We start from the raw sequence: 18,398 nt of genomic DNA on the forward strand, positions 1-18,398 counted from the left end.
TCATGAAAGAATTTACTGGAAAATTTAATGTTCAAAGTGCAAAAATCGGGATTGTTGTTGCTGATTTTAACGAAACTGTCACTAAACAATTAGTGCAGGGAGCTACCGAAATGTTAGCTAAGTTTGACCTTGAAAACGTTGATGTATACCATGTGCCGGGAGCATTTGAAATTCCGTTTATGACAAAACAATTATTGACAAAAAAGGAATATGACGGCATTTTGACGTTAGGCGCTATTATCAAAGGTGAAACAGATCACTACGATTTAATTTGTCAAAATGTTGCTGGCGGCGTAATGAATCTTAACTTAACGAGCAATATTCCAATTACATTTGGCATCCTTACTACCGATAACATTGAACAGGCAATGCAACGCGCGGGACTCAAAGCGGGTAATGAAGGAGCGATCACTGCACAAAGCTTACTAGAGATGATTTCGTTAAATCGACAAATAAATTAAAAATAACCTCCATTCTTGGATAAATCCTTGAATGGAGGTTATTTGCTAACGTTTATTTTTCTTAATCAAACGCTTGATTTCGTCTAGCTCAGCCTTTAGTTGGCGATTTTCATGTTGAATTTTGACTAATTGTGCAGAAATCTTCCGTTCGTCTTTTTTGGCAAAGAACTCAGTAATCGTACTGGTAAGCATCCCAATAAAACCAATTCCCAAGAGCATCAAGACAATCGCGGCTGCCCGGCCAATTCCGGTCTTAGGAATCACATCCCCGTAACCAATCGTAGTAGCAGTTGTAATTGCCCACCACAGGGCTGTTTCGTAAGAGACTTTCTCCGAGATGCAAAACATTGCAGCGGCTACCATTATAACAGCAATCGTAATGTACAAGTAGTAGAGCAACTCATTGCGCTCAAAGAAGACGCCTAAACGACCGGTAAATCCGACTAAACGCATAATGCGCATGAGTTTAAGCATCTGAAAGGTTCTACCAATTTGTCCAATTCGGAAGAGAAAGAAGAGGCTGCTGGCAGGAATGATTGATAGAAGGTCAAAGATGTTATCTTTAACAAATTCGCGTTTATTTGGTGAAATAATCAGGCGGATAACGTAATCAGTAAAGAAGGCCAACCAAATCCCATTGTCAATCATATTGTAAGGGTAGGCATCAATATTGATCCGCTTAGCATAATATGCGATCAGCATTCCAATCGAGATAACGGCTAAGATAGCCATAATAATTTGGTAGACAATATAGGTAAACTTCTTATGCACGATTTTTTCTCCTGCCCATAGATTTAATTTTATCTTAAGCGTCTCTTAAAAGGGATGCAAGAATTATTCTGCTTTACTTGCGCTTCCGTTCCCATACGATCGTAATGATTCCGGCAAGAATGGTCCAGCCTAGGCCAATCAAGCTGAGTAATACGCCTAATTTGATTCCTGGCAACTCATAGCTAAAGGTAACATGATGAGTTCCGGCAGGTAAGTATACTCCTAAGAAAGCCTGGTTTGTTCGTAAGGTAGTTGTCTTTTTCCCATTAACTTTCACTGACCAACCAGTAGAATAAGGAATCGAAGAGGTGAGGACACCAGGACGAGTAGTTTTAATCGTTCCCTGAACTTGGTTGCGTTTGAATTTAACGTCCTCTAGACGATGGCGTTGCAATGTTTTAACTTCACGATAATAATTATTATCTAGTTTTTCTGCTACTACCCGGTATTTGAGCTTATAAGTTCCCAGCTTTGAAGGCTGGAAGGTGAGTGAAGTTGGCAGTTTGCCATCATAATAACCAATATTAAGCGTCGAATTAGTAACGTGTTTAAATAAAGAAAGGGTACTTTGCCGCGCCTGTTCAATCGTAGCAGTTCCAAACTTACTGCCGACATTAAGCTTAAAGCTAATATCAGGTGAACCATTTAAAACGTGGTAACGCCAATAGCGATAGTGGGTATAGCGCTGATTAATAACATTTCCGGGATTAAGGACCGTTTCCTTCAGATGTGCTTGCTCATAGGCAATCTGTTCTTTCATGGAGAAAGGAGTGTACTTAATCTTAGAAAATTCAATATGCAACTCGCTGCCCTTTAATTTTTGCTGCATTTTTTTACTTTGCAGTTCTGGTAATTGCAATTGATAAGTTTCTTCACTATCGGTATAGGTCAGCTTAGCCGGGTTAACCTTATTCAAGCGGTTAGAAACTAACTCGCTTTTAAGGGGATAGACATGCGTCTTGAGATTAGCGGCCTTCATTCCTCGAAGCTTTTCTTGCTTATCAACCAGAACACCGGTAGCTAAAACGCGTTCTTTTTCAGTTGGTGAGAGTGATTGATAATCTTTTTTACTAATGTAGTTATCTTGCCAGTAAAGTAATGGGAAAGCATAGTTCGTTTTGTACCGCATTGTTTGCGTGGGCACAAACTCATCTTTGCTTTGGGGATTGCTTGGCTGTCCTTCATCATAATTGATGACTGGATCAGTTGCTTTATCTAAAAAGTAACCAGCGGGAATCTTTGTCGCGTTATCACCATTGCTTTGAACAAAGAGATATTTGACGCCAAAGAAATTGTTCATAATTGTCCGATCATCGGCTTGCCGAATGGGGATATTAGCCTGATACTGGTTATTTTGTAGGCTTGTATTAAACTGTCCCAAATATTTATTTTGCAGTGAATAGTAAGAATCAATGTTATGCAATCCAGAAGTAAGGTCGTTATCAAGGTTCGGGCCGTCAATAATCTTATTTTGGCTAATTGTTGAAACGCGGTAAAAAGAATTATTCTTCAAATCCTGATCAAGGTTACCGTAACGGTTGCTGGTAATTGCTTGATACTCTCCCCGACTCAGCATACTACTAGAGAAATCTCCGTTATAGGGGAAAGCCGCGTAAATTGCGTTCACCCCGGCGTTAAACATTGTAATTGCTAGTAGCCACCGATAAGGATGAGTAAGTTTATTTAAGTGAATCAACCAGATGGCCATTAGGGAGCCAATTAAGAAAATAACCGGCATAAAAATATCATTCTCATTGTCAAAGAAGAAGGTTGCGATCAAGACAATGAGGTAAATCCCTGTTGCCCAACTTAGGACCGCCATTGTCTTTTGATCAAGCGTTGGAATGTTCTCTGCTAGAATACAGACGGCCATTGCTAATGGAAGGTAGATCAAGAGCGTCCAACGGTTAGAAGCTGACATCATTCCGTTGAAGAAAGCGCCGACTGCTGGAATTAGCAGCATGATTAAGGCAAGACCGAGGCTAATCGTTAGCAGGGGATACTTTCGGGGACGAGAATAAATGTAAACAAGGGTGATAAAACCAATTGAAACGATCCCTAGCGCAGACCAGAACATGAAATACCATTGACCACCGTTAATCAGTGACTTAGGCAAAAAGAGGTAGTAGTAAAGAGGATAGGTTTTTAAACCATTAGCAAATAATGATCCAGTCCGGGTTGAATTTGTGACCGCAATAATTTCGGGAACAAGCAAAACTGCTGATAAGAGGACACTAGTAATTGTTGCAAAGGAAAGTTTAAGCAAGGCTTTCCCATAATTAAGCGTGCGACGATAATGTGTTCCTACGCGAAGAACAAGATAGAGGAATGAACCAATTCCTAAAACATAAGCAAGGTAATAGTTGCTTACTAGCATCCATGTAAAGGCACCAGCAAGCGGCCAGGGCGATCCTTCTTGTAATATCCGCTCAATCTGAACCACAATTAACGGAAAGATGATAAATGGCGTGGTAAAGAACGGCTGGGCGATACAGGCATAGAGTAAAAACGAATTGACCAGGTAGGTTGTTGCTCCCATCAAAATGACACTATTGCGAAACTTAAAGTGTTGAGCGAAATAGACGAAAGCGAGGCCAACACAATACATCCGGATAATATTAATTACCTGGTAAGCGAGGGTAATCTTTGCTGCGGGAAAAAGCAATGCAAGGTAAGAGAAAACGTCCCCAATTGTATAGTAAGAATATACTTGAAAGGTATCACTGCCTAGCCCCATTTGCCATGACCAGAAGTTTAGGCGGGGATGGTGGAAGAAGCTAATCAGTGCTTCTCGATACTTTGCTAGTAAAGGTAAATGCTGGTTGAGAGCATCTTTGCTAAGGATAAAAGTATGACCAGTAACTAAATATGTCCCGAAAATACATAAGGCTAAAAAGATGAATAAAATAGTATATTCACCGTATAGTCTTTTTACCGGTCGTTTTTTAAATGAGAAATCCATAATTCCTCCTTGGATTAACAATCATTTTTTAGGATATCTCTAATATTTTAACAAAAAAAGATTAAGAGTGACGTTCTTAATTTTAGCGGACATTCTTAGAATTTGGGTGGTAAGTTCTAAAATGATCAATTACAATAAAAAAGATCTTTATATTAAAGAGGTAATTTTATGGAAAATATAGGTAACTTTACGGTAGCAAAACGATGGGGATCTTTTTTGCTACTATATTTAGGATATATGATTCTATTTGCTGACCGAACAGTGATGAATATTTCCCTTGCTTACATCGGTAAAGACTTTCATGTTGGGGCAGCAGCATTAGGGGCAACCGCCAGTGCGTTCTTCTTAGGGTATACTTTAATGCAGATACCTGGGGGATACTTAACTGATAAGTTTGGCAGTAAACTGATGGTGATTATTTCCCTGTTTACCTGGTCGTTGATGACGATGGTGACTGGCTGGGCGTGGTCCCTTGCCGCCTTGATTGCGATTCGGTTTCTATTTGGGATTGCAGAAGGGCCATATCCAGCAGCGGCATTAAAACGAATTTCTGAAAATTATGATAAGAGTGAGAAATCACAAGCAACTTCTGCTTTAATTTCATCGAATTATGCCGGGGCAGCAGTAGCGCCACTAATTATTGTGCCAATTATTGCTAGCAGTGGTTGGCGAAATGCCTTTGTTTTGCTTGGGGTTGGTGGGTTTATTATTTTACTTACCTATTACCTGGTAGAACGGCCAATTAATAGCAGCCAAGAAAATGGGCAGGCGCGTTCCAAGATTGAATGGAAAAAGATTGACCACCGTGTCTGGGCCTTTGTAGTAATTGGACTTGCGCTGAATATCATTACTAAGGGACTTGAAACCTGGATGCCAGTTTATTTCTTGCAAGAACAGGGAATTAACTTGAAGAACTTAGCATGGTTAGTGCCATTACCAGTTATTTTTGGAGGTATTGCAGCATTTATTTCTGGCTTTGTGATGGTGCACTTGTTTAAGAAGCATGAACGGTGGATGATTAGTATTGCTTCATTCCTGACATTGGTTTTCATGTTTGGGCTCTTCAAGTCCACCTCATTAGTAGGTGTTGTGATCTTTGATGTCTTGATCTATTTCGTTAAATCATTGGCATTTACTGGCATCTTTAGTTTCATTGCGCAGATTTTATCAGAAAAAACTTATGGATCATCAATTGGGATTGTTAATTTTGGTGGACAGCTTGGTGGCTTTGTTGGTCCGCTCTTAATTGGGTGGATTGTTCAAGCAGCAGGCTCATATTCAGCCGCTTTCTTCGGCCTTGTTATCAGTGCATTAGTTGCAGTGATTGCATGTTTGTTTATTAGAAAAGCGTAAAAAATAAGGTGTTAGGAGAAAATAAAAATTTTCTCTCAACACCTTATTTTTACTTTACAAGCCCTTACTTCATTAATACTTTTAATAGCTTGTCGTGGCAACGATGCAAGGCACTTTGAACGCTCCGTTTAGAGCAATCAAGGGTACCAGCAATCTCAGTTATCGAATAACCAGTATGAAGATAAACTAGTACTTTTCGTTCAAATGTAGAACAGCGGCAAAGTAAACGGTCAAGACTCTGCCGGCAATAAATAATATCATCAGGAGAATGATGTAAAAAGTCGGTAAGTGTTTCAGCAAAATCATCGCTTAATGCGTAAAGACAGCCTGCTGGAATCCGTTTGTGGGCCTGAGTTTGTCGTTGGATATCACGAATCCGGTTAGTTAAGCATTCCTTAAAAAAGCAGCTAAACATGCGCAGCCCCTGATTATTGTATAAACGAATAACTTCTAGCATCACAACGCGGGCTTCCTGTTCCCAATCCGCCAATTCAAGGCCGCTAATATTATATCGTTGCCACAGTCGGCGAACGAGCGGCCAATAACGGCGAAATAACTCTTCGAAGTCTTTATTGCTTCCGCGACGGGTATTGTTAATCAGCTTAAGGTACTTTTCTTCATCTTTTTCATTGAAGCGCATATCAAAAATGCTCTCCTTTAAAACTATAATTTACGCGACATGCTTCCCATCATAGTGTTTGTCCTATTTATTTTTCTTCTCCCCAAATAGGTAAACTGACGACCTAAAAGAAGGGATTCATTCCTTAATTCAGGCAAGATAAAACGGTTTAATTTTATCACGCAGTTCGCCTCGCGTTGGTATTAATTTATCAAATGTCTTATTTTAGAACAATAACGGAATTTGTATAATCAGAACGATTAATCGAACGTTAAGGCGAGAAAAGATAGTAGTAAAGATGAATAACCATTTTTTATAATTCTGAATAATTTTATTTTCGAATAATAATTAAAGAAATGATCAGAAGATTAAGACCGGGGTTGATTGATCAAAGTAACTATACTGGTACTAGTACATTGATCATTGCAATGGATATCGACTTGCCAGGTTTGGATTCGCCGGCCACGTTTGATCGGAATTGCAATTGCTCTTAATTTACCATTCGATACCGCAATGAGGTGCTCTGTGGTAATATTAACACCGAGAGCTATTTGATCTTGTTGACGATCAGCTAACCATTGATTGGCACCTAAGGAAGCTGCGGTTTCAGCGAGGACTGCATTTATTCCACCATGAACGATTCCATAAGGTTGCTTGAGCTTATCACTTACTTTAACAGTGATAACGCACTTGTTGGCTGTGACTGATTGAGTTTGAATATCTAAATTTTCTAATAGGTTCATTATTATTGACCTCACAAAAGGAGTAGAGTAGTTATGACAACAGTTGATTGGCAACCGGTTAAAGATTATTCTGAAATTATTTTTGAACGAGCGGGAAAGATTGCAAAAATTACAATGAATCGTCCAGAAAAGATGAACGCCTTTACCCCCGTTACAATTCAAGAAATGATCGACGCGTTTACCATCTGTCGTGATGATAGCACAATTGGGGTGATTATCCTAACTGGTGCTGGTGATAAGGCTTTCTCATCTGGTGGTGACCAAGGAGTTCGTGGTAATGGTGGATACGTTGGTCCAGATAAGATTGCCCGTCTCAATGTCCTTGATTTGCAGCATTTAATCCGGATTATCCCTAAACCAGTCATTGCGATGGTAAAAGGTTGGTCAGTTGGTGGCGGAAATATCTTGCAACTTGTTTGTGATTTAACGATTGCTGCTGACAATGCTAAATTTGGTCAAACTGGTCCTAAGGTCGGAAGTTTTGATGCTGGCTATGGATCTGGTTATCTTGCCCGCGTAATTGGTCATAAACGGGCAAAGGAAGTCTGGTTCTTAAATCACTTCTATAGTGCCGATGAAGCCTACCAGATGAACTGGATTAATAAAGTTGTGCCATTAGACCAAGTTGAATCGGTTACCTTGGACTGGTGTAACGAAATCTTGAAGAAGTCACCAACGGCATTACGGTTTATTAAGGCTGCCATGAATGCTGATACTGATGGACTGGCTGGCCTCCAACAGCTCGGTGGTGATGCGACGATGCTCTTCTACACCACTGATGAAGGTAAAGAAGGGCGGGATGCCTTTAACGAAAAACGGGACCCTAATTTTGACCAGTTCCCTAAATTCCCATAAATAAAAGAGGCAATTTAAATGGAAACACAAAACTGGCTATTAAAGCAAGCAGCAACTCAGCCGAACCAGATTGCGATTGACGATGGTAATGAACGCCTATCATTTGCTGAATTAAAAAAACAGGTAGAGGTACTTGTGGGAAAAATTGACCATCTTAATCCTGGTTCGCGGGTAGGCATCCTAGCTACTAATACTCTGATGAGCTATAAATTATCACTAGCGATCATGTGTAGTGGCCGCACGATTGTCTGGTTGAACTGGCGGCTTGCTGGTGAAGAGCTTGAACGACAGATTAAAGATAGTGGACTTCAGTTGTGTTTGGTTGAAAATTCTCTCTGGCGATCAGGGATGACGGATCCTTTTAAGTCTTACAGTGCGTTCTTGATAACAAGTGCTGATCCAGGAGAGCTAATTCCAGTATTTAAATCAAACTGGGTAGCCAGCATTATGTATACTTCTGGGACGACTGGTAGGCCTAAAGGAGTTTTGCAAACTTTTGGCAACCATTTTTATTCAGCAGTCTCTTCTGCATTGAATTTAGGTTTATCATCCGCAGATAAGTGGTTGTGTGTAGCGCCGATCTTTCATATTAGTGGGTTTTCGATTATTATGCGGGGATTAATTTACGGGATGACTGTTCGCTTGGTTGAGAAGTTCCGTGCTGAAGAACTTGAACGAATTTTAGCAAATGAAACGGTCACCATTATGTCGGTTGTGCCTTTTATGCTGAAAAAGCTCATTCAGCAGCAAAATAAGACTAATACGCACTATAATTCAGCATTTCGTTGTATGTTACTTGGGGGCGGAACGATTGATCGAGAAACGCTCGAAGCATGTTTGCAACGGTCAATTCCTGTTGTTCAATGCTATGGAATGACGGAAACATGTTCCCAAATTGTTGCATTACGGTCAGCTGATGCACTCCTAAAATTAGGATCAGTTGGGCAGCCACTATTCTCAACCCAACTAAAACTTAGTAAAGATGGTGAAATTCTGCTGAAAACACCAGCTTTAACTCCGGGCTATCTTAACCTGCCTGATAAGTTGCCTTCTAAAATGATTGACGGGTGGTACCGGACAGGAGATATCGGTCATCTGGACAAAGAAGGATATCTCTATATCGATGGTCGCGCAGATGAAATGTTGATCTCTGGTGGAGAAAATATTTTCCCCCAAGAAGTTGAGCAGATCTACCAACGTTACCCACAGATTAATGAAGTTGCAGTCGTTGGTCAAAATGATTCTGTCTGGGGCCAAGTACCAGTTGCCTTTGTCGTCAGTGATCGTCGTCTTTCTCCAACTAAGCTAATAAATTATGGTTATGAACATCTGGCGCGATATAAAGTTCCTCAACACTATATTTTTGTTTCAGAATTGCCAAAAAACGCGAGTGGTAAGATTCGCCGGTTTATGTTACGAGAAAAATTGAATAATGAGTAAAAAAACGAGGCTGGGAGAAAACTTTTGTTTTCTCTCAGCCTCGTTTTCACGAACAATAGCAAGATAACGTGGAAACTAACCACACGTCTCCATATTTTATAATTACTTTTTATTCTTTGCCAGCTTTTTAATTTCACAATCGTAGTCACAAGCTGCACATTTCCCTTGCTTGCCTCGTTGAAAAGTCTTAACAAGGAGGTAAAAGGCTAACGCAATAATTGCAGCAATAATAATAACGTTAATAATTAATTTCATTTTAAATCACCCAATAAATAATCGACCAACCTGAAAGATAATAAATGCAAGCCCGTACGCAACGACTAAACTGGATGCAACAGAATAAAGCATCCACTTTGTAGAACCAGTTTCTTGTTTGATAGTTGCTAACGTTGCGAAACATGGTGCATATAAGAGAATAAAGACTAATAACGTATAAGCAGAAAGCGGAGTCATAAACTGACCAAGTGAAGCGATGAGGAATGCTTTACTGCTTGTATGGAACATTACCATCATACTAGAAGTAATAACCTCTTTGGCAAGGATCCCTGTAAACAAAGCACTAATTGGCTGCCACTGGTCAATACCAATTGGCTTAAAGATCGGAACAAGGATGTGTCCAAGGTCGGCAGCAAAACTATTAGCCGAATTAGTAACAAAACCACTAGGACCAAAACTTGATAATATCCAGATTAAAACAGTTCCAGCAAAAATAATTGTCCCAGCCTTTTTAATAAATCCTTTACCCTTATCCCATGTTCCGTGCCAAATTATATCAAGACGGGGAAGATGATAGTGAGGAAGTTCAACTACAAACACTGAGCTTTCTTTTACCTTAAAGATTACTTGATAGAATTTTGCCATTGCTAAAGCCACGACAATTCCTAAGAAGTAGACTGATAAAACAATCAGTGCTTGGTGACGTGGGAAGAAGGCGGCAACGAATAAGCTATAAATCGGTAGGCGGGCTGAACAACTCATAAACGGCATGATTAAGGTAGTGATCAGTCGTTCTTTAGGCTGTTCAATTGTTCGCGCAGCCATGATTCCCGTAACGTTACAACCAAAACCAATAATTAATGGAATAAAAGACTTACCATTTAAACCAATCATCTGCATAACCCGGTCCGTTACTAACGCTGCCCGCGCCATATAACCAGAGTCCTCAAGCAGGGAAATGCAGGCAAAGAGCATGAAGATTTGTGGAATAAAGGCTAAAACTCCACCAACCCCGGCAATAATGCCGTTAACGACTAACGACCGTAATGCAGGAATTGCCCCTAGACTAGCGAGGGTTTGGTCGGTAGTAGTTGAAACTGGGCCTGATATAAACTGATCAAGCATATCGGAAAGTGGGGTGCCAACCCAATCAAAGGACATCTTAAACATTACAAAGAAAATTAGGACGAAAATTGGTAAGCCAAGAATCGGGTTGGTAACGATTTTGTCGATTCGACTTGTTATCTCAACTTGCCCACCATTGTTAAGTGGATGACGGGCCTGGTTGAGAGTGTCCTCAATAAACTGTAGCCGGACTTCAAAAATTTGGTCAGCGAACTTTTGCGCGTCATAATATTTTTGTTGCGAAAGAAGGGGAGTTAGCTCTTTTTCCCGGGCAAATTTACGAATTACTTTATTCTTACTTATGAATTGAATCGCTAACCAACGCGCAACCTGGGGCGCAAAAGAATAATCACTTTCCAACGCTGTACTTGCCTGCCTGATTGCTTGCTTGATCATCGGGGGATAATCTAAATCTAGTTGGGTAGGGTGGAGCGAATTACAATTGATAGTTTCTTTTCGTAATTGATCAATCCCTTGATGTCCACGCGCATTTGTTGTCATTACTTTACAACCCAGCCTTTTTTCAAGCAGGTCAAGGTCATAGTCGTACCCTGATCGACGGAGATCATCAATCATGTTAAGAACCAATACAACAGGATAGCCGAGTTCCAATACCTCGATTGTTAGCAAAAGGTTTCGTTTTAACTGACTAGCATTTGTAATATTTAAGACCATATTAGGTTGGTTATGCATTAAGTAGTTAGTTACCACTGCTTCGTCTTTTGTCAAAGGATCGAGTGAATATACGCCAGGTAAATCGATGATAATAATATCTGTTCCCTTAAGTGTTCCTTGTTTCTTTTCAACTGTGACTCCTGTCCAATTACCGACATAGGCGTATTTATCAGTGAGCGAGTTAAACAGGGTAGTTTTACCAGTATTAGGGTTTCCAATCAGTGCAACTGTTGTCATTTTATTCTGCCCCCGTAAGCATCGTAAAAACAGTGTACCGCAAACCAATTCGTTGGTGATCATTTTCGATTATCACTGGGCCATGAAAAGGATATTTTTGAACTACTTTAATCGGACACCCTTCACACAAGCCCATATCATGTAATCGGGCGGCAGTGGCTGTATTTAAACAGTCAAATGAGTGAAGAATATAATTTTGTTGAATCATTATCGCCACCTGCCTTATCAAATATTCTAAAATTATATAAACACTATATTATATCTTTATTATACACTCAAATTATTCATCGAGAAAACGCTTAAAATAAATTGAGATGAATAGTTTTATTTTTTTATTATTCGGATATAATAAGAATGTAAAGAATTTATTGATATTTATGGAATATTTACCGAGAATATTTTGGAATATTTCGGGTCAGGAGGATGAATTTTATGGCAACACTAGAAATAAAGGATCTTCACGTTTCAGTTAAAGATGAAGAAAGCAAAGAAGAAAAGGAGATCCTTAAAGGGGTTAACCTTAAGATGAAGACTGGAGAAATCCATGCAATTATGGGACCAAATGGAACTGGTAAGTCTACTCTTTCTCAAACCATCATGGGTCATCCTAACTATCATGTTACAAAAGGCGATATCCTTCTTGATGGGGAGAGTATTGTTGATATGCCGGTCGATGAACGAGCACGAAAAGGTCTCTTTCTTGCAATGCAATATCCCGCTGAAATTCAAGGGGTTACTAATGCTGAATTTCTTCGGGCTGCGATCAATGCTCGTCGTCCTGAAGATGATCAAATTTCGGTAATGGACTTTATTAAGAAACTCGATAAGAACCTGGAATTGCTTGATATGAGTCAATCCATGACTGAACGTTATCTTAATGAAGGATTCTCTGGTGGTGAAAAGAAGCGGAATGAGATTTTGCAGCTTTTAATGATTGAACCTAGTTTTGCGATTCTTGATGAGATTGACTCTGGACTTGATATTGATGCCCTTAAGGTGGTTTCAAAGGGTGTTAATTCAATGCGGGGCGACAACTTTGGTTCATTAATTATTACCCACTATCAACGTCTTTTGAACTACATCGTTCCTGATACAGTTCACGTAATGATGGGTGGCCGAATTGTTAAAACTGGTGGCCCTGATCTTGCCAAGAAACTTGAAGATGAAGGTTACGCTGGCTTACGTGACGAATTAGGTCTTGATATCAAACTTGTAGATGATGAAGACTAGGAGGCAGTTTGATGACAGAATTAAACTCAGCAAAAGAACAAATAATTGCTGCTAGTAAAGCAAATAATGAACCTCAGCAATTGATTGATCGCCGGCTTAGTGCTCGGGAGTTAATGGAAAAGCTTCGTTTGCCACGGATGCAACGGTTCGATTTTCGAACTTGGCCCCTTATTGCGGAGCGGCCATTGAAATGGGTTGAATCAGACGCCGACTTAGTTGAAAAATCAGTCACCGATGATGAAGTAATTAAGGTAACTCAGTTTGGGCAAACTTTGCTCCACGTTAACTTGCCACAAAAACTTCAAGATCAGGGGGTTATTCTCACAGATATCTTTACTGCTGCGCGCGAATATCCTGAACTTTTCAATAAGTACTTCATGACTGCTATTAACCCCGAAGAAAACCTATTAACTGCTTATCATCTTGCCTACCTTAATGCCGGTTTATTCCTCTATATTCCAAAAAACGTTGAAATTGAAAAGCCAATTGAGGCTGAGATTATTCAGGACAGTACTCAAGATGAGCCTCTAATTTCGCATATTCTAGTAATTGCCGATCGTGGCAGCCGCATTAAGTTTATCCAACACCTTACAACTGTTGGTGATCATGAAAATGCCGCTAATATGATGATTGAATTAATGGCGCAGGAAAATAGTGAGATTGATTTTTCTTCCTTAGATGAATTTGGTCCCCATACCCATACTTACTTTAAGCGGCGTGCCGATATTGGTAAGGATGCGCACGTTGAATGGGCAGTCGGCTTGATGAACGATGGTGCCACAGTTGGTGATATGGATTCCGAATTGCTAGGTGATGGGGGTTATGCTAACTCAAAGATGATTGCCGTAACTACTCGTGACCAAGAAGTTGGCGTCAACAACCGCGTTACTAATCACGGCAAGCATACTACCGGATTGATAAACCAGCGAGGTGTTATTCTTGAAAAGTCTGAATTGATTTTTAATGGAATTGGGCAAATTATTCATGGTGCTCATGGTGCAAAGGCTGATCAACAAAACCGGGTATTGATTATGTCCGATCAAGCACGAGGAGATGCTAACCCAATTCTGTTAATTGACGAAAATGATGTCGAGGCAGGACATGCGGCTAGTGTTGGCCCAGTTGATCAACAACAAATGTATTACTTAATGAGTCGGGGAATTCCGCGCGCACAAGCAGAACGAATGGTTATTCGAGGATTCCTAGGAGCAGTCTTGAGTGCAATCCCAGCAGCGGATGTACGAAATAAGTTAATTACGATTCTTGAAAGGAAGCTCGCCGATGGACAGCAATACGAATGATTATTTAGCCGACTTTCCAGCACTTAATCAGCGAGTTAATGATGAACGCTTAGCCTACCTTGATAATGCTGCGACTGTTCAGCGCCCACGTCAGGTAATTCAGGCACTTATTAACTTTTATGAACAAGATAATGCAAATGTTCATCGAGGGGTTCATACCCTAGCAGAACGTGCAACTAAGGATTATGAAGAAGCGCGAAAAAAAGTGCAAAAGTTTATTAACGCGTCGAGTGCTAATGAGATTATCTTTACAAAGGGATGTACGGATGGGTTGAATCTCGTCGCTGCAACCTATGGCGAACAAAATATTCAACCTGGTGATGAGATTGTTATTTCAATAATGGAACACCATAGTAACCTTATTCCTTGGCAACAATTAGCTAAGGAAAAGGGTGCTACCCTGAAATATATTGAATTAACTCCAGATGGCGAACTTGATCTTGCAGATGCTAAAAAGAAAATTACCGATAAGACAAAGATTGTGGCAGTAGCTCATGCTAGTAATGTATTAGGAACAGTGACGCCCTTGAAAGAATTAGCAACGATTGCGCACCAACATGGGGCAATCGTTGTTGGTGATGGAGCACAAGCAGTTCCCCATATGCCAGTCGATGTACAAGATCTTGATGTTGACTTTTACGCTTTCTCTGGTCATAAGATGATGAGTCCAATGGGAATTGGGGTTTTGTACGGAAAAGAGAACTTATTACGAGCGATGTCTCCTTACCAATACGGTGGAGAAATGATTAATGACGTTCACCGGAATGAGAGTACATGGGCTGATATCCCGTTTAAATTTGAAGCGGGAACCCAAAATATTGCCGGGGCAGTTGGGCTTGGAGCCGCGATTGATTATTTAAATGGTATTGGAATGGATAGGATTGTGCAAAAAGAACAGGAACTTGTTAATTATGTTTTACCCAAGTTAATTGCTATTCCAGATGTCGAAGTTTATGGTCCGCAATCGCCAGCAAAACATACTGGGGTAATTTCCTTTAACATCAAAGGTCTCCATCCCCATGATGTTGCTACGGCCCTTGATATGGATGGGGTAGCAGTCCGTGCTGGTCACCATTGTGCGCAGCCACTCATGGAAGACTTGGGAGTAACAGCAACCGCTCGTGCCAGTTTTTATTTTTACAATACTAAAGAAGATGCTGATCAATTAATTAACGCAATCAAGGAAACAAAGGAGTTCTTTAACATTGGGACTATCTAAGTTAAGTGGTTTATACCGTGAAGTGATTCTCGATCATGCCGATCATCCACATAATAAGGGAGAATTAGCAACTACTACGAATGCAATGACCCTTCATAATCCGACTTGTGGAGATACGATTAATCTTCAAGTCGAAGTAGAAGATAACAAGATCAAAAATATTGCCTATACTGGTGAGGGCTGTACTATTAGTCAAGCATCAGCAAGCATGATGACCGATGCTGTTAAAGGAAAAACAACTGAAGAAGCCCTTGCGATGGCAAAGACTTTTTCTGATATGGCAATTGGCAAAGAACATTCAGAAGCTGACTTGGATCAACTAGGGGATGCCCGGATTCTTACTAGTATTATGGAATTTCCAGCCCGAATAAAGTGTGCCACGCTCTCATGGTGGGCATTACAACGAGCACTGTTGAAGGATAGCGAGGAGGAAGAAAATAATGAGTAATGATGCAGCTAGCATTATAAATAATAATGACCAGTACGAATACGGCTTTCACGATAACGTTGAGCCGGAATACTCAACTGGGAGAGGGTTAACAGAAGAAACTGTCCGCAAAATTTCAGCTGCTAAGCATGAACCTAAATGGATGCTAGATTACCGGCTTAAAGCCTACAAGATTTATAAAGAATTACCGATGCCAAAATTTGGGCCAGATTTATCAGAATTAGACCTGAAGAACATGCTTTACTACCAAAAGATGACGGATAAAAAGTTTCGCGACTGGGATGATGTGCCCGAAGATTTAAAACGGACTTTTGATCGCTTAGGAGTTCCGGAAGCAGAGCGAAAATACCTTGCTGGTTCTTCAGCTCAGTATGAATCTGAAGTTGTTTATCACAACATGAAAAATGAGTTTGAAAAGCTGGGGATTATTTTTACTGATACAGATACAGCCTTAAAAGAATATCCAGAATTATTTAAGAAATGGTTTGGTAAATTAGTTCAACCAACTGATAATAAATTTGCGGCCCTAAATGCAGCAGTATGGTCGGGCGGTTCATTTATTTATGTACCAAAGGGCGTTAAGACAAAGACGCCAATTCAATCTTACTTCCGGCTTAATGCGGAAAACTCAGGACAATTTGAGCGAACCTTGATTATTGTTGATGAAGGGGCAAGTGTTGATTATGTTGAAGGATGTACTGCTCCCAATTACTCTTCTGATAGTCTCCATGCTGCCGTTGTTGAAGTTAACGTCTGCAAGGATGCTTATTGTCGTTACACAACTATTCAGAACTGGTCTGATAATGTTTATAGTCTAGAAACAAAACGGGCAGCAGCAGCAGAAAACGCAACCATGGAATGGGTCGATGGGAACCTTGGCTCAAAAGTCACGATGAAGTACCCAAGCGTCTACCTTAATGGTGAGGGGGCACGGGGAACCATGCTTTCCATCGCAGTTGCCAGCAACGGAATCCACCAAGATTCGGGAGCCCGAATGATCCACAATGCTAAAAACACATCTAGTTCAATTGTTTCGAAATCGATTGCTAAGACGGGGGGCTCAACTGATTACCGCGGAACGGTCCGCTTTGGTAAGCACTCTGATGGCTCTAAAGCCCACGTTGAATGTGATACGATCATTATGGATGACCAATCATCCTCAGATACGATCCCATATAATGAAATTGACAATGCTCATGTCGCAATGGAACATGAGGCAAAAGTATCTAAGATCTCTGAAGAACAGCTTTACTACCTTATGAGCAGGGGAATTTCAGAAGCAAAGGCAACTGAAATGATTATTATGGGCTTTGTGGAACCATTTACGAAACAATTACCGATGGAATATGCAGTTGAATTGAACCGTTTGATCAGTTTTGAGATGGAAGGTTCAATTGGTTAATTGAATTAACAAGTAAGTTTGGAGGAACGCTTATGGCTGACGAAAAAGATACTCCCTTTTCCCCAATTGAAAATAAAGTGATGGATGCGTTGGAAGAAGTTATTGACCCAGAATTGGGAATTGACCTCGTTAACCTTGGCCTTATTTATGATGTTAAAGTTGATGATAATGGTGAATGTACGGTTACAATGACTTTAACGACAATGGGCTGTCCATTAGGCGACATCTTAAATCGCGACATTACCAAGGCGGTTACTTCTGTTGAAGGTGTAACTAAATGTAATATTAACCTTGTGTGGGAACCCGTCTGGGATTTGTCAAGAATGAGTAGGTTTGCTAAAATTGCATTAGGAATTCACGGTTAGATATAGGAGGTCAGACATGGATATTAAACGCTTTGTTTATCAACGAAAAAGACTCGGCTACTCACAAGTTGCCTTAAGCAAGGGGATTTGTACCCAGTCGACCTTAAGCAAGTTTGAAAGCAATGGTCAAGTACCATCACTCACGATTTTGGCGCAGCTTTGTGAGCGGCTAGGATTAACGATTGATGATTTAAGTAAGGACAATACGTCTTCAATTCGTTATATCCGGAGTCTGCTAGACCAAATTGAATTAGCTTTAATGATTGAACACTTTCCACAGGCAGTTAGTAACCTTAAGAAGATTCGGCTTGAAGATTTAAAATCGCCACAAGACCGGATGCAATATTATTATTTAAAAGGGATGATTTACACTTTAACTAATAATAACGCGTCGACAAGTCTTTTTAACTTTACTAAGATTTTAGATGAACTGGATGAGCAACATCGGACGATCTTTTCACCATTAGCATATTTAGGATCAGGGATCTTATATGCACGACAAAATTCAATGGAACATGCTGATTTCTTTTTCTCAAAGGTTATTGCATTCTTAAGATCAAAGGCTGATGAAGACTTAGCGGGTGTTGATCGGAACTATTATCTACGGATTGTAACGATGATGTACTACGCTGCCGAGTATCATTCATTAAACAAGCGGTTGGAAGTTAGTAACCAAGTGTTGGAGGCTACGACAAAGATCTGTGCTAGCAACCACGTTACTTATTTCTTACCACGAATCAAATTACTAGAAGCAAATAATACAATTGAGTTAGGAGAAAACTCGAAAAAAATACGTCAACTTTTAACTGAAGCAGAAGTATTTGCGCGGTTCAATAAAAATAATGTTGTTGAAGTTCAAGTAGCTGCTCTTTTAAATAATTTTGATAAGACAATTAGTAATAAATGAAAATAATGAGGCTGGGAGAAAACTTTGTTTTCTCTCAGCCTCAATGATTTTCGCGAACAATAGTAAGAT

The 18,398-nt window shown here is 40.1% G+C and carries 18 protein-coding genes; 11 read left to right on the top strand and 7 right to left on the bottom strand.

Annotated features, from left to right (window positions below; translation table 11 throughout):
- Positions 1-2 precede the first annotated feature (2 nt).
- Positions 3-461 (top strand): 6,7-dimethyl-8-ribityllumazine synthase, encoded by a 459-nt coding sequence (ribH, locus tag QOS06_RS01820; protein ID WP_085680242.1) that lies wholly within the window; start codon positions 3-5, stop codon positions 459-461.
- 45 nt (positions 462-506) lie between these two features.
- On the opposite strand, the gene QOS06_RS01825 is transcribed toward ribH, so the two are convergent.
- A complete protein-coding gene (locus QOS06_RS01825) occupies positions 507-1,232 on the bottom strand; it encodes a potassium channel family protein (RefSeq protein ID WP_085680240.1) in 726 nt (241 codons plus the stop codon).
- Between the two features lie 73 nt (positions 1,233-1,305).
- Positions 1,306-4,194, bottom strand: coding sequence for a YfhO family protein (locus QOS06_RS01830; RefSeq protein WP_085680238.1), 2,889 nt, complete (start codon positions 4,192-4,194; stop codon positions 1,306-1,308).
- Positions 4,195-4,362: 168 nt separating this feature from the next.
- Between QOS06_RS01830 and QOS06_RS01835 the strand changes: the two genes are divergently transcribed.
- Positions 4,363-5,547 (top strand): MFS transporter, encoded by a 1,185-nt coding sequence (locus QOS06_RS01835; RefSeq protein WP_085680236.1) that lies wholly within the window; start codon positions 4,363-4,365, stop codon positions 5,545-5,547.
- Between the two features lie 64 nt (positions 5,548-5,611).
- Here QOS06_RS01835 and QOS06_RS01840 read toward each other — a convergent pair whose 3' ends face one another.
- Positions 5,612-6,187 (bottom strand): RNA polymerase sigma factor, encoded by a 576-nt coding sequence (locus QOS06_RS01840; protein WP_098039698.1) that lies wholly within the window; start codon positions 6,185-6,187, stop codon positions 5,612-5,614.
- A 347-nt stretch (positions 6,188-6,534) separates the two neighbouring features.
- The gene (locus QOS06_RS01845; protein ID WP_085680232.1) at positions 6,535-6,909 is read right to left on the bottom strand and encodes a PaaI family thioesterase; all 375 of its coding nucleotides are present in this window, start codon (positions 6,907-6,909) and stop codon (positions 6,535-6,537) included.
- A gap of 33 nt (positions 6,910-6,942) precedes the next feature.
- Between QOS06_RS01845 and menB the strand changes: the two genes are divergently transcribed.
- Positions 6,943-7,764 carry a 1,4-dihydroxy-2-naphthoyl-CoA synthase gene (menB, locus tag QOS06_RS01850; RefSeq protein WP_003672083.1) on the top strand — a complete coding sequence of 274 codons (822 nt, stop codon included), beginning with the start codon at positions 6,943-6,945 and terminating at the stop codon, positions 7,762-7,764.
- Positions 7,765-7,782: 18 nt separating this feature from the next.
- Complete coding sequence (locus QOS06_RS01855; RefSeq protein WP_085680230.1) at positions 7,783-9,204, top strand: o-succinylbenzoate--CoA ligase; 1,422 nt, start codon at positions 7,783-7,785, stop codon at positions 9,202-9,204.
- Positions 9,205-9,306: 102 nt separating this feature from the next.
- On the opposite strand, the gene QOS06_RS01860 is transcribed toward QOS06_RS01855, so the two are convergent.
- From QOS06_RS01860 to QOS06_RS01870, 3 genes are read right to left on the bottom strand one after another with little or no spacing between them, the layout of a single operon-like run.
- Positions 9,307-9,459: a FeoB-associated Cys-rich membrane protein gene (locus QOS06_RS01860; RefSeq protein ID WP_003672085.1), complete on the bottom strand. Its 153-nt coding sequence runs from the start codon at positions 9,457-9,459 to the stop codon at positions 9,307-9,309.
- 6 nt (positions 9,460-9,465) lie between these two features.
- Positions 9,466-11,457 carry a ferrous iron transport protein B gene (gene feoB / locus QOS06_RS01865; RefSeq protein WP_078009967.1) on the bottom strand — a complete coding sequence of 664 codons (1,992 nt, stop codon included), beginning with the start codon at positions 11,455-11,457 and terminating at the stop codon, positions 9,466-9,468.
- Between the two features lies 1 nt (position 11,458).
- The gene (locus QOS06_RS01870) at positions 11,459-11,665 is read right to left on the bottom strand and encodes a FeoA family protein (RefSeq protein WP_003672088.1); all 207 of its coding nucleotides are present in this window, start codon (positions 11,663-11,665) and stop codon (positions 11,459-11,461) included.
- Positions 11,666-11,889: 224 nt separating this feature from the next.
- Between QOS06_RS01870 and sufC the strand changes: the two genes are divergently transcribed.
- Genes sufC through QOS06_RS01905 form a run of 7 tightly spaced genes read left to right on the top strand, consistent with a single transcriptional unit; the run spans position 11,890 to position 18,329 of the window.
- Positions 11,890-12,687 carry a Fe-S cluster assembly ATPase SufC gene (gene sufC, locus QOS06_RS01875; RefSeq protein ID WP_035160234.1) on the top strand — a complete coding sequence of 266 codons (798 nt, stop codon included), beginning with the start codon at positions 11,890-11,892 and terminating at the stop codon, positions 12,685-12,687.
- An 11-nt stretch (positions 12,688-12,698) separates the two neighbouring features.
- The gene (gene sufD / locus QOS06_RS01880; protein ID WP_078009968.1) at positions 12,699-13,988 is read left to right on the top strand and encodes a Fe-S cluster assembly protein SufD; all 1,290 of its coding nucleotides are present in this window, start codon (positions 12,699-12,701) and stop codon (positions 13,986-13,988) included.
- Entirely contained in the window at positions 13,969-15,207 is a 1,239-nt protein-coding gene (locus tag QOS06_RS01885; protein WP_085680228.1) for an aminotransferase class V-fold PLP-dependent enzyme, read from the top strand. The genes sufD and QOS06_RS01885 overlap by 20 nt, the downstream gene beginning before the upstream one ends.
- The gene (gene sufU, locus QOS06_RS01890) at positions 15,194-15,655 is read left to right on the top strand and encodes a Fe-S cluster assembly sulfur transfer protein SufU (protein ID WP_078009969.1); all 462 of its coding nucleotides are present in this window, start codon (positions 15,194-15,196) and stop codon (positions 15,653-15,655) included. The genes QOS06_RS01885 and sufU overlap by 14 nt, the downstream gene beginning before the upstream one ends.
- Positions 15,648-17,057 (top strand): Fe-S cluster assembly protein SufB, encoded by a 1,410-nt coding sequence (sufB, locus tag QOS06_RS01895; protein ID WP_066035282.1) that lies wholly within the window; start codon positions 15,648-15,650, stop codon positions 17,055-17,057. Before sufU ends, sufB begins: the two co-directional genes overlap by 8 nt.
- Before the next feature lie 32 nt (positions 17,058-17,089).
- Complete coding sequence (locus QOS06_RS01900) at positions 17,090-17,422, top strand: metal-sulfur cluster assembly factor (protein WP_003667917.1); 333 nt, start codon at positions 17,090-17,092, stop codon at positions 17,420-17,422.
- A 16-nt stretch (positions 17,423-17,438) separates the two neighbouring features.
- Positions 17,439-18,329: a helix-turn-helix domain-containing protein gene (locus QOS06_RS01905; protein ID WP_078009970.1), complete on the top strand. Its 891-nt coding sequence runs from the start codon at positions 17,439-17,441 to the stop codon at positions 18,327-18,329.
- Positions 18,330-18,398: the final 69 nt, after the last annotated feature.

It is taken from the genome of Limosilactobacillus sp. DJ3M12 (assembly GCF_947381695.1).
Taxonomy (GTDB): Bacteria; Bacillota; Bacilli; order Lactobacillales; family Lactobacillaceae; genus Limosilactobacillus; species Limosilactobacillus kinnaridis.